This window comes from Streptococcus sp. CF10-1 (genome assembly GCF_024295825.1).
Classification (GTDB): Bacteria; Bacillota; Bacilli; order Lactobacillales; family Streptococcaceae; genus Streptococcus.
This window is the reverse complement of sequence record NZ_JANCPQ010000001.1, coordinates 293,175-304,758: the sequence shown is the minus strand read 5'-3', so window position 1 is coordinate 304,758 and position 11,584 is coordinate 293,175. Positions and strand designations below refer to the sequence as shown.

The following is an 11,584-nucleotide window of genomic DNA, read 5'->3' as shown; positions in this document are numbered from 1 at the left end:
GTGAAAATAGGAAATTCTTGTAGGGAGCGATGCTCTCAAGAGAATTTATCTTTTTTCACACAGCATTTAGGGCGTGTTCAACTCCTTTCAAAGAATGTAGAGTGGTTTTTATAGACGAAAGTGTTCAGTTACTTTATATAACTAAACTATCCTTTCTGTAGTTTAATCTTTAAAATTAGATTCTTTATTTAGTTAACGATTAAGAAGTCTCTCCTCAGCATACTCGATCATCTTCTCAGCTACTTCCATATCATAGTCAAATCCCTCTTTTTGAGCAAGGGACTGAGCCTCTTGATGGAAAAGTTCCATGGTAGCAAATAAAGACTGAGTGAGTTTTTCTAAACTTGAGAAATCAAGTAGGTTCAAGAATTGTTTCTCTTTCTCAGCAGGTAGATAGTTAAAGAGATATTTATAGTTCTTACCAATATCAATCGTCCCCTTATCAGCTGCAACTTGCCAAGCCACGACCTTCAAGAGTTCTTGCTGACAAATCCCATAGAGATGGTCAGTAGCATAGATGACTTGCTTGCGACAGATTCCTTTGACCACGTAAGCTAACACCCACCAAAATTCATTGCAGGCTTTTTCAAAATCAATCGCACTAGCGGGGCTTGTCCAGTAACGTTGAGGATTTGGAGAATAGGGCACAAACAAGCCTTTCTCATATTTCAAAACTGTATAATCCGCTTCACTATCCACCCACTCTTGAATATATTCCGTAGGACAGAGGGTCAAATCAATCCGATTTCCATCTTCAAATAGCATCAGATAAAGTCGACGGTTGCCTAGGACATTATGCTGCTCAATGATACGAGTGCCAAACTGGTCTAACCAAGAAAGATCCTTCGTCAGATTATCTAAGTCGTCCACGACATAGACTACATCATAGTCTTGAAACTCATCTTTTGGTGCTTTTGTATCCGTTCGTGAACCAGACATGGCGACAGCTTCTACTTGTAGCACTTTTGCGGTTTGCAAAATCACATCAAACATCTCGGTTTCAGTTCTCATGGGAATACCTGCCTTTTTTAGTGGAAACTCTTGATTCTGTAGAGGATATGTCTATAAAGCGGACTGTCTGCTGGAACTTTTTCATTATCAAATTCTTTGACAAATTCCATGCTCAGTTTTTGCATGACTTTTTGCGAAAGTTGATTGAGTAAGGATGTAAAAGAGTAAACTTCTGACAAGCCCGCTTGCTGAAAAGCAAAGTCTAGACAGGCTTGGGCAGCCTCCGTCTCATAACCACGATTCCAAAACTCTTTTCGCAAACGCCAGCCGATTTCTACAGCTTCTTTTCCAGCAAAAATCCGTAAATCCGAATGGTGCAGACCTACCAAGCCGATAAACTCCTGATTGTCTAAGTCACTCAGGGACAAACTTTTTACTTCATATACTTTTTTCATTTTTCTTTTTGAATATTTTTGTGCCAGTCTCTCCCATGAGACAGACAAACTGACTTTTTTTCTGTCAGTCACTTTTTTAGGAAGATATTTTGGGGGAAGTGAGGTACGCAAGGGTATTTGTTAGTCAGTTTCTTCCCTAAGTAAAGAATACTCGCTAATTAGTGATAGTTTTTCTAATAATAAAAGTTGTTTTTCTCGTGATAGACCACAGAAATATTCCATGAAATCTTGCTCAATAATTTCAACTTTATCAATAGGGATTAAGTTATAAAACCACTCATCATTCTGTAAAATATTTTTAAAAAATAGAGTAGAAACTAACGACATCTCCGAAGTCCAAGGATAATCATAATCACTAATACGCTCCTCATTATATTTTAGCCATGATTTAATCCCATAAGAAATAACAAATTGAACTTGGTTGTCTCTGTAATGTGTCATACCATACTTCTGTTTATGTGTTACAGCTTTTTTTACTCCCTGATATAATATACAGTAGACTTTTGACGGCGAATATTCAAATAAAAGATTTTTAATTTCTGTTTTTATAAGTTGCTTAGCCTTATTTTCATCTTTCTCGCCATACCCTGAAGAATATTCAAAATGAAATTCCTCCCTAAATTGATAGTCAAATAGTTTAAACAATTCTTTTTCAGCCAACTCTAACCACAGTTGATTTATTTCAGTCTCAGTAAATTTAAGATTTGTTAAAAACTTAAAATTTGAAAACCAGTGTTCATCTTTCTCTGAATAAACATTTTTTAAATTTTGAAAAGAGAAACGTACTCTTGTCTTATAAAACACATTTGGAAATTTTTCATTTGCAAATTTGGGGTTTTGTTTAATTTCTTTATTACTACAAAATGCAGTTGTAGAGCTTCTTGGGGATATTTCTAAAATATTCTTTTCTTTCAGAAAGTATATTTCATCAATGGGATAATTACCATCAAAAAACATTTGTGGTAATTTTTGATTTTTGATTTCCGAGAAAGAAGGAATATCAAATTCATCTTCACTAATATTAAATCCCTGTAAAATAGTTGATAAATATAGCTGCTCTCGTAGCCCAAAGCCAGATATATATCGAATTTCTTCAAGAAAATAAGTGTCCAGTATTTTTCGACGCTTTTCTTTTGAACAATAATCACAAGAGCAGTCATCATCATTATTTTTATGCCCACAACTGAAGCATCTATTGTCTTGAACAAAATAGTTATCTAACTGGTCATTATTAACTAGCTTGTCATAATCCTTTTTTGTCGGTAGTTGGATGTATTTTTCTTCACCACATATCTCACAAATAAACGAAGTAGAAACTTTTGGAAATTCTTTTCTTAAATTAGATGCTATAGTATGAATAGAATATTTTTTAATAATTTCGTTAAGTTTTAAATTGTTTTGATAGTAATCAATAAGGATATTTTTTACTACCTCATCAGTAAATCCCGATAACACATCACCTTTTGTGCTATAGTCAATATTCCTCAAAAATTTAATCATAAATTTCTCCTCATTTACGGCTATCACTCTTAATCTTACTAAATCATTAAAACACTGTCGCTTCCTCCAGCGTAAACTTAACATTATCCTCAATCCACTTACGACGTGGTTCGACCTTGTCTCCCATGAGGACATTGACACGGCGTTCAGCGCGTGCTAGGTCTTCGATCGTAACACGGATAAGAGTGCGAGTTTCTGGATTCATGGTTGTTTCCCAGAGTTGGTCCGCATTCATCTCACCAAGTCCCTTGTAGCGTTGGAGGGTTGCACCTTTACCAAACTGCTTGCGGAGTTCTTCTAGCTCTCCGTCCGTCCAAGCATAGGCCACTTCTTCTTTCTTGCCTTTGCCTTTGGACATCTTGTAAAGAGGCGGAAGGGCAATATAGACATGGCCTGCCTCAATTAGCGGACGCATGTAGCGATAAAAGAAGGTTAAGAGAAGGGTTTGAATGTGGGCACCATCGGTGTCCGCATCGGTCATGATAATAATCTTGTCATAGTTGGCATCTTCAATAGAGAAGTCTGCTCCGACACCCGCTCCGATGGTATAAATCATGGTATTGATTTCTTCATTTTTGAGGATATCCGCCATCTTAGCCCTGGCTGTATTAATCACCTTACCACGAAGAGGTAGGATAGCCTGGAACTTACGGTCACGACCTTGCTTGGCAGAACCACCGGCAGAATCCCCCTCTACCAGATAGAGTTCATTCTTAGCAGGATTTTTAGACTGGGCTGGGGTTAATTTCCCAGAAAGTAAGCCCTTGTCTTTCTTGTTTTTCTTGCCATTTCGGCTCTCATCACGAGCCTTACGAGCTGCTTCACGAGCATCACGAGCCTTGATAGCCTTGCGGATAAGATTGGAAGCAAGTTCTCCATTTTCCATGAGGAAGAAGGTTAACTTATCAGCTACAATCCCATCTACAACTGGACGAGCTAGTGGACTCCCCAGTTTATCCTTTGTCTGTCCTTCAAACTGCAAGTGTTCTTCAGGAACCAGAATAGAAAGAACGGCTGCTAGTCCCTCGCGGTAGTCTGACCCTTCAAGATTTTTATCTTTTTCCTTGAGAAGTCCCGTCTTACGCGCATAATCGTTCATGACCTTAGTAATGGCTGACTTGAGTCCTGTCTCATGCGTCCCCCCATCCTTGGTACGTACGTTATTGACAAAGGATAGAATGTTATCTGAAAATCCATCATTGTACTGGAGGGCAACTTCCACTTGGAAGCCATTGTCTTCGCCTTCAAAGTATAGGACTGGCGTCAAGGTTTCCTTGTCTTCATTGAGGTAAGAAACAAAGTCTTGTACCCCATTTTCATAGTGAAACTCGATCGCTTCTTCTGTTCGCTTATCTGTCAAAGACAAGGTCACATTTTTCAAGAGAAAGGCTGACTCATTAAGGCGCTCTGAAATGGTATTGTACTTAAAGTCTGTCGTAGAAAAGATACTGGCATCAGGCATGAAGGTAACCTTGGTACCTGTCTTAGACTTAGCTGCTGTCCCAACCTTTTGAAGAGTTGTTACTGGTTTTCCACCATTTTCAAAACGTTGCTTGTAGACTGTACCGTCACGAGTAATTTCAACTTCCAGCCAACTTGAGAGGGCATTGACAACTGAAGATCCCACTCCGTGGAGACCACCAGATGTCTTATAACCCCCTTGACCGAATTTCCCTCCGGCATGGAGAATGGTAAAGATAACCTCAACGGTTGGAATTCCCATGGCGTGCATCCCTGTCGGCATCCCTCGACCATGGTCTTGAACCGTTAGACTGCCGTCTTTATTGATGGTCACATCAATGCGATCTCCAAATCCAGACAAGGCTTCATCGACTGCATTGTCCACGATTTCCCAGACTAGGTGATGGAGACCTGCTCCGTCGGTCGATCCAATATACATCCCCGGACGTTTACGGACCGCATCCAACCCTTCTAGCACCTGAATGGCGTCATCATTATAGTTATTAATATTGATTTCCTTTTTTGACACAAGGAACCTCCTATTTGTTCATCTTTTCTATTTTACAGGTTTTCTAGGGATTTTGCAAAGTTTTTCCCTTTCAGCCGTCACAATTTCACAGGATATTCTCTGACTTTCTATACCATTTCATGGTATAATAGTTCTATGATGACATTTGTATTATTAATTTTAGCTTATCTGCTAGGTTCGATTCCATCCGGTCTTTGGATTGGACAAATCTTCTTTCAAACAAATCTGCGTGAATATGGTTCTGGAAACACCGGAACAACCAATACTTTCCGAATTTTAGGTAAGAAAGCGGGTATGGCAACCTTTGTAATCGACTTCTTTAAAGGTACCTTAGCCACTCTCCTTCCTATTCTATTCCACCAACAAGGTGTATCACCTCTCGTCTTTGGTCTTTTGGCCGTCATTGGACATACTTTCCCTATCTTTGCAGGCTTTAAAGGGGGCAAAGCTGTCGCAACCAGTGCTGGAGTGATTTTCGGATTTGCGCCTGTTTTCTGTCTCTACCTGGCAATCGTATTCTTTGGAACCCTCTACTTGGGTAGTATGATCTCACTATCTAGCGTTGTTGCTTCTATTGCTGCTGTAATTGGAGTTCTCCTATTTCCACTATTTGGTTTTATCCTAAACAGCTATGACCCTCTCTTCATTTTGATTATCCTAGCTCTTGCTAGCTTAATTATCATTCGTCACAAGGATAATATCACACGTATCAAAAATAAAACTGAAAATCTCGTCCCTTGGGGATTGAACCTAACCCATCAAAATCCTAACAAATAAAACGCCAGTTTGAAACTGACGTTTTTTTGTATGCTTATTTTGACTTGATGTAGTTGATACCATCTGCCTTAGGCGCAACTGCTTTTCCAAAGAAGGCTGCCAAGACAAGAATGGTCAAGACATAAGGTGCGATTTGAAGGTAAACCGCTGGCACTCCTTGTAGGAAGGGTAATTGAGAACCGATAACTGCCAAACTTTGTGAAAGTCCAAAGAAGAGACTAGAAAGCATAGCACCGATTGGATTCCATTTACCAAAGATCATCGCAGCAAGAGCGATAAATCCAGGACCGACAATAGTTGTCACTGAGAAGTTAACTGAAATGGATTGAGCATAAATCGCTCCCCCAATTCCACCAAGGAAACCTGAAATAACAACCCCAAGATATCTCATTTTGTAGACATTGATCCCCAAGGTATCCGCTGCTTGAGGGTGTTCACCAACAGAGCGAAGACGAAGACCAAAACGTGTCTTAAAGAGAATAAACCAAGCAAGGAAAGAGAAGGCAATCGCGATATAACCTAGCAAACTTGTTGACTTGAAGAAGATATCTCCAATCACAGGGATATCAGCCAAAACTGGGAAATCAAAACGTCCAAAAGTCTGGCTTAAGTTATCCGTTTGCCCTTTGTTATAAAGAACTTTAACCAAGAAAACTGCTAGGGCAGGAGCCATCAAGTTCAATACTGTACCACTGACAACATGGTCCGCACGGAAATGAACTGTAGCGACTGCATGGATGAGGGAGAAAATAGCTCCCACGACACCAGCAACTAACAAGGAAATCCAAGGGGTCGCTGCTCCAAGTTGTTCTGCAAACTCAAGGTTAAAGACAACTCCAGAAAAGGCTCCCATAACCATAATTCCTTCAAGACCGACGTTAACGACACCACCACGTTCAGAGAAAACTCCTCCGATACTCGTAAAAATAAGTGGTGCTGAGTAAATCAGCATCGAAGAGACCAAGAGGGTGAGTAATGTTGTAATAGACATCCTTACTTACCTCCTTTAACTTGTTTTTTAGGTTTGACAAAGCGTTCGATAATGTAGTGAACGCTGACAAAGAAGATAATAGACGCTGTTACAATGCTGACAAGCTCAGACGGAACTTGTGCTGCATTCATACCTGGTGCTCCTACTTGCAAAACTCCAAATAAGAAGGCTGCAAAGAGAATTCCAATTGGTGAATTTCCAGCAAGCAAACTAACTGCCATTCCGTTAAATCCGATAGCTAATGAAGATCCCTGAACATAAACGTTTTGGAAGGTTCCAAGACCTTCGACAGCTCCACCAAGACCGGCCAAAGCGCCAGAGATAATCATTGATAGAATGATTGTACGTTTTGCCGAAATACCAGCGTACTCTGAGGCATGGGGATTGAGACCAACTGCACGAATTTCAAAACCGAGAGTCGTTTTCTTGAGCAAGAACCAAATCACAGCTACAGCAATGATTGCAAAGAAGATTCCGATATTCATACGGGAATTTCCAGTCAACTCTGATAACCATGGTGTCTGGTATGTAGCATTGGCACTAACACGAATCGTTGAGTCTGTACTTTGCATAATATCTTTAGGAAAGGCATGAATAAAGGCATTTCCCACATACAATACAATGTAGTTCATCATGATGGTCACGATAACCTCTGACGTACCGAGATAGGCTCTGAGGACACCTGGAATTGCACCAACAATTCCACCTGCGATCAAAGCAATAATTACTGTTAATGGAATCAACACGAGACGAGGCATATCTGGATTTGACAAGGCAAACCAACCGCTGAGAATCCAGCCTGCAAGTGCTTGACCAGGAAGCCCGACGTTAAAGAAACCTGCTCGACTGGCAACTGCGAAACCAAGACCTATCAAGACAAGAGGACCCATGGCACGGAAAATTTCTCCAATCCCACGGAGGCTACCAAAAGCTGTATAGAACAACTCCTCATAGCCCCAGATAGCATCATAGCCGAAGATCCACATGACAATGGCTCCGAGCAAGATTCCTAAGAATACGGAAATCAAGGGAACCGAAATTTGTTGTAATTTTTTAGACATCACTCTTCTCCTTTCCCAAGTTTCCACCTGCCATCAAGACACCAAGTTCTTGTTTGTTAGTTGTTTCTGGCGATACAATACCTTGAATCTTACCATCGTGAATAACAGCAATTCGGTCTGAGACATTTAAAATCTCATCCAATTCAAAGCTGACAACAAGGACAGCCTTACCGTTATCACGCTCTTCAATCAAACGTTTGTGGATATATTCAATGGCACCGACATCCAAACCACGAGTTGGTTGGCTGACGATAAGGAGATCAGGATCACGATCAATCTCACGAGCGATAATCGCTTTTTGTTGATTCCCTCCCGAAAGAGCTGCTGCAGGAACAAATTCGCTCGCCGCACGGACGTCAAATTCTTCCATCAATTTCTTAGCATGTGAAGTGATATTGGCATAGTTCAAAATGCCATTCTTGCTGAGTGGTTCTTTGTAGTAGGTTTGAAGAGCGATATTTTCTGAAATCATCATCTCCAAAATCAAGCCATCACGGTGACGATCCTCAGGAACATGCCCCACGCTTAGTTCTGTAATTTGTCGAGGATGCATCCCCACGATTGATTTGCCTTTTAATTCAACGCTACCTGACTCTACCTTACGAAGACCAGTAATGGCTTGAATGAGTTCAGACTGACCATTGCCATCAATACCTGCAATTCCAACAATTTCACCAGCACGAACATCCAAAGAAAGATTCTTCACAGCTGGTACACCGCGGTTTTCATTGACAACCAAGTCTTTGATTGACAAGACCACTTCTTTGGGTTGTGGTGCTTGTTTTTCCGTTTTAAAGGAGACTGAGCGTCCAACCATCATTTCTGCCAAGTCCGCATTGGTTGCGCCTGCAATTTCAACCGTCTGGATTGATTTCCCACGACGGATAACCGTCACTCGATTCGATACCGCACGAATCTCATCCAGTTTATGGGTAATCAAAATGATGGACTTCCCTTCTTTGACAAGGTTTTTCATGATAGCCATCAACTCATCAATCTCTGAAGGAGTCAATACGGCTGTCGGTTCGTCAAAGATGAGGATATCAGCACCACGGTAAAGTGTTTTCAAGATTTCTACACGTTGTTGGGCACCAACGGAAATATCTGCCACCTTGGCAGCAGGATCCACTGCCAAACCATAACGTTCAGAAAGAGCCTTGATTTCTTTAGTAGCTTCAGCTATATCTAGCACACCATTTTTAGTGATTTCACTCCCCAAAATGATATTTTCAGCTACTGTAAAAGCTTCAACCAACATAAAATGTTGGTGAACCATCCCAATTCCTAGACTAGCGGCTTTAGAAGGGGAGTCTAGTTTTACAACCTGACCATTCACTGCAATTTCACCACTAGTTGGCTCAAGAAGTCCTGCCAGCATATTCATCAGAGTGGATTTACCCGCTCCATTTTCTCCTAAAAGTGCATGGATTTCACCTTTTCGCAGTTGCAAGTTGATCTTGTCGTTCGCTACAAATTCACCAAACACCTTGGTAATATCCCGCATCTCAATGACATTTTCGTGTGCCATATGCTCTTCCTTTCCGAGGTTTATTTTGTTTCAATAAAACCTGCTAATCGTGTTAACAAGTTCTATTGAGACAAAAATTGCCTCAATTCTTAAAGAAGCGACCGATGGTCGCTTCTTTAAGAAATGACTTTTATCCATTATTTTTCAGGAACTTTTACGCTTCCGTCAAGGATTTTAGCTTTTGCGTCTTCAACAGCTTTTTTACCTTCTTCTGAAAGGTTTGTCACTGCCAAGTCAACCCCTTTATCTTTCAATGAGTAGACAATCACTTGTCCGCCAGGGAATTCACCTTTTTCTGCCTTGTTAGCAATATCTTTTACAGTTGTACCAACTTGTTTCAATGTAGATACAAGAACGAAGTTAGATTCTTTACCATCTTTAGAAGTGTATTTACCTTCTGCTGCTTGGTCACGGTCTACACCAATAACCCAAACTTTTTCGTTTTCATTTTTGTTTTCGTTCAATGATTTTGCTTCCGCAAAGACACCAGCACCTGTACCACCAGCTGCTTGGTAGACAACGTCTGCACCGGCAGCATATTGAGCTGCTGCAATTGTTTTACCTTTGGCAGCATCACCAAATGAACCAGCATAGTCAACTTGGACTTTGATAGATGGGTCTACTGATTCAACACCAGCTTTGAATCCAGCTGCAAAACGTGAAATAACTTCAGATTCGATACCACCTACAAAACCAACTTGTTTTGTTTTTGTAGTTTTCGCTGCTGCAACACCAGCAAGGTAAGCTGCTTCGTTATCCGCAAATCTTACGCTCGCAACATTCTTTTGACCTTCAATCACATCATCAATCAAGACATAGTTTAGGTCAGAGTGGTCTTTTGCTGCTTCCTCAACTGCATTGTGAAGAGCAAAACCAACACCAAAGATCAGGTTGTAACTTCCAGCCGCTTGTTGCAAGTTGTTAGCATAGTCTGCTTCGCTTGTTGATTGGAAGTAAGTGTAACCTTTATCTTTAGAAAGATTGTGTTCTTTACCCCAGTCTTGCAAACCTTCCCAAGCTGATTGGTTAAATGATTTATCATCAACACCACCAGTATCTGTTACGATTGCTGCTTTGGTCTTCATTTCTGATGAAGATGAAGCTGCGTTACGAGAAGAGCGGTTACCACATGCAGCAAGTCCAACTGCTGCTACTGCAACTAGACCAAGGCCTAGCCATTGTTTCTTGTTCATTACTGAACCTCCTAAATAAGATGTGCAACGATGTTGCAAGTATGGATTGGTTGGCCACAAGGACCGCGTCACTCAGAGAGTGACTCAGACTAGTTTAAGTCTGTAAATGAGTATGGAAGTAACTCCCCGACCGTCATCTCGACCGTCGATTTATCTTTAGCGACTAAAGTCACTTTTAGATCTTGTTCAAAAAATTCAACCATGACCTGGCGACAAGCACCACATGGCGAGATGGGTTTTTCAGTTTGTCCGTAGACAATCAACTCTGAAAACTCCCGTTGCCCCTCCGAAACTGCTTTAAAAATAGCAGTACGTTCTCCACAATTAGTCAAGGGATAACTAGCATTCTCGATGTTCACACCCGTATAAATACTACCATCCTTGGCAACTAAAACAGCTCCGATAGGAAAGTGAGAATAAGGCACATAAGCTTTCTTGCTAGTTTCAATTGCTAGTTCAATCAACTCAGTAGTCGCCATCTGCCAATTCTCCTTTTAAAATCGCTACACCAGCAGATGTTCCGATACGGGTAGCGCCTGCTTCCACAAAAGCGACAGCATCTGCATATGAACGAGCTCCACCAGCTGCCTTAACTCCCATATCTGGCCCGACTGTTTCACGCATCAACTGAACATCCTCAATAGTGGCACCACCAGTTGAAAATCCAGTTGATGTTTTGACAAAGTCAGCGCCTGCTTTCTGGGATAATTGGCAGGCCACAACCTTTTCATCGTCTGTCAACAAGCAAGCTTCGATAATGACTTTCACCAACTTGTCACCACTTGCTTCTACGACAGCACGGATGTCCGATTCAACTAAATCCAGATTGCCTGATTTGAGAGCACCGACATTGATAACCATATCAATCTCATCTGCACCGTTTTGGACAGCTTCTTTTGTTTCAAAAGCTTTCACAGTAGAAGTTGTTGCTCCCAAAGGAAAACCAACTACTGTACAAACCTTTACATCTGACCCTTCAAGCCCTGTTTTCGCATATTTCACCCATGTGGGATTAACACAAACGCTGGCAAAGTCATACTCACGCGCTTCAGATAGCAAACGATCAATTTGTTCTTGACTTGCATCTTGCTTTAAAAGCGTATGATCAATATATTTATTTAACTTCATATTCGGATTC

General features: G+C 40.9%; 11 protein-coding genes. 1 reads left to right on the top strand and 10 read right to left on the bottom strand.

Annotated elements, in window-relative coordinates; genetic code table 11:
- Positions 1 to 192: 192 nt before the first annotated feature.
- The 4 genes from NMM25_RS01565 to parE are packed head-to-tail and all read right to left on the bottom strand — an operon-like array spanning position 193 to position 4,896.
- Positions 193 to 1,011 (bottom strand): aminoglycoside 6-adenylyltransferase, encoded by an 819-nt coding sequence (locus tag NMM25_RS01565; RefSeq protein WP_254735728.1) that lies wholly within the window; start codon positions 1,009 to 1,011, stop codon positions 193 to 195.
- Positions 1,012 to 1,028: 17 nt separating this feature from the next.
- Complete coding sequence (locus NMM25_RS01560) at positions 1,029 to 1,478, bottom strand: GNAT family N-acetyltransferase (protein WP_368406741.1); 450 nt, start codon at positions 1,476 to 1,478, stop codon at positions 1,029 to 1,031.
- Positions 1,479 to 1,526: 48 nt separating this feature from the next.
- Entirely contained in the window at positions 1,527 to 2,906 is a 1,380-nt protein-coding gene (locus tag NMM25_RS01555; protein WP_254735726.1) for a hypothetical protein, read from the bottom strand.
- A 46-nt stretch (positions 2,907 to 2,952) separates the two neighbouring features.
- Complete coding sequence (gene parE, locus NMM25_RS01550; protein ID WP_254735725.1) at positions 2,953 to 4,896, bottom strand: DNA topoisomerase IV subunit B; 1,944 nt, start codon at positions 4,894 to 4,896, stop codon at positions 2,953 to 2,955.
- 135 nt (positions 4,897 to 5,031) lie between these two features.
- Here parE and plsY point away from each other — a divergent pair, with 135 nt between their 5' ends.
- Positions 5,032 to 5,673: a glycerol-3-phosphate 1-O-acyltransferase PlsY gene (gene plsY, locus NMM25_RS01545; RefSeq protein WP_254735724.1), complete on the top strand. Its 642-nt coding sequence runs from the start codon at positions 5,032 to 5,034 to the stop codon at positions 5,671 to 5,673.
- Between the two features lie 34 nt (positions 5,674 to 5,707).
- Here the strand turns inward: plsY and NMM25_RS01540 are convergent, their stop codons facing one another.
- The 6 genes from NMM25_RS01540 to deoC form a co-directional block, all read right to left on the bottom strand.
- Positions 5,708 to 6,664, bottom strand: coding sequence for an ABC transporter permease (locus tag NMM25_RS01540; protein WP_254735723.1), 957 nt, complete (start codon positions 6,662 to 6,664; stop codon positions 5,708 to 5,710).
- A 2-nt stretch (positions 6,665 to 6,666) separates the two neighbouring features.
- Positions 6,667 to 7,725, bottom strand: coding sequence for an ABC transporter permease (locus NMM25_RS01535; RefSeq protein ID WP_254735722.1), 1,059 nt, complete (start codon positions 7,723 to 7,725; stop codon positions 6,667 to 6,669).
- Complete coding sequence (locus NMM25_RS01530; RefSeq protein WP_254735721.1) at positions 7,718 to 9,253, bottom strand: ABC transporter ATP-binding protein; 1,536 nt, start codon at positions 9,251 to 9,253, stop codon at positions 7,718 to 7,720. The genes NMM25_RS01535 and NMM25_RS01530 overlap by 8 nt, the downstream gene beginning before the upstream one ends.
- A gap of 137 nt (positions 9,254 to 9,390) precedes the next feature.
- On the bottom strand, positions 9,391 to 10,446 hold the full coding sequence (locus NMM25_RS01525; protein ID WP_254735720.1) for a BMP family protein: 1,056 nt from the start codon (positions 10,444 to 10,446) through the stop codon (positions 9,391 to 9,393).
- An 89-nt stretch (positions 10,447 to 10,535) separates the two neighbouring features.
- The gene (locus tag NMM25_RS01520) at positions 10,536 to 10,925 is read right to left on the bottom strand and encodes a cytidine deaminase (protein ID WP_000246096.1); all 390 of its coding nucleotides are present in this window, start codon (positions 10,923 to 10,925) and stop codon (positions 10,536 to 10,538) included.
- Entirely contained in the window at positions 10,912 to 11,574 is a 663-nt protein-coding gene (gene deoC / locus NMM25_RS01515) for a deoxyribose-phosphate aldolase (RefSeq protein WP_254735719.1), read from the bottom strand. Before deoC ends, NMM25_RS01520 begins: the two co-directional genes overlap by 14 nt.
- Between the last annotated feature and the right edge of the window lie 10 nt (positions 11,575 to 11,584).

What these genes read in the sequence shown, in the direction of transcription:
- NMM25_RS01565 (WP_254735728.1), bottom strand. Translation starts at nt 1,011, where the DNA reads ATGAGAACTGAAACCGAGATGTTTGATGTGATTTTGCAAACCGCAAAA.
- NMM25_RS01555 (WP_254735726.1), bottom strand. Translation starts at nt 2,906, where the DNA reads ATGATTAAATTTTTGAGGAATATTGACTATAGCACAAAAGGTGATGTG.
- plsY (WP_254735724.1), top strand. Translation starts at nt 5,032, where the DNA reads ATGATGACATTTGTATTATTAATTTTAGCTTATCTGCTAGGTTCGATT.
- NMM25_RS01540 (WP_254735723.1), bottom strand. Translation starts at nt 6,664, where the DNA reads ATGTCTATTACAACATTACTCACCCTCTTGGTCTCTTCGATGCTGATT.
- NMM25_RS01535 (WP_254735722.1), bottom strand. Translation starts at nt 7,725, where the DNA reads ATGTCTAAAAAATTACAACAAATTTCGGTTCCCTTGATTTCCGTATTC.
- NMM25_RS01530 (WP_254735721.1), bottom strand. Translation starts at nt 9,253, where the DNA reads ATGGCACACGAAAATGTCATTGAGATGCGGGATATTACCAAGGTGTTT.
- NMM25_RS01525 (WP_254735720.1), bottom strand. Translation starts at nt 10,446, where the DNA reads ATGAACAAGAAACAATGGCTAGGCCTTGGTCTAGTTGCAGTAGCAGCA.
- NMM25_RS01520 (WP_000246096.1), bottom strand. Translation starts at nt 10,925, where the DNA reads ATGGCGACTACTGAGTTGATTGAACTAGCAATTGAAACTAGCAAGAAA.
- deoC (WP_254735719.1), bottom strand. Translation starts at nt 11,574, where the DNA reads ATGAAGTTAAATAAATATATTGATCATACGCTTTTAAAGCAAGATGCA.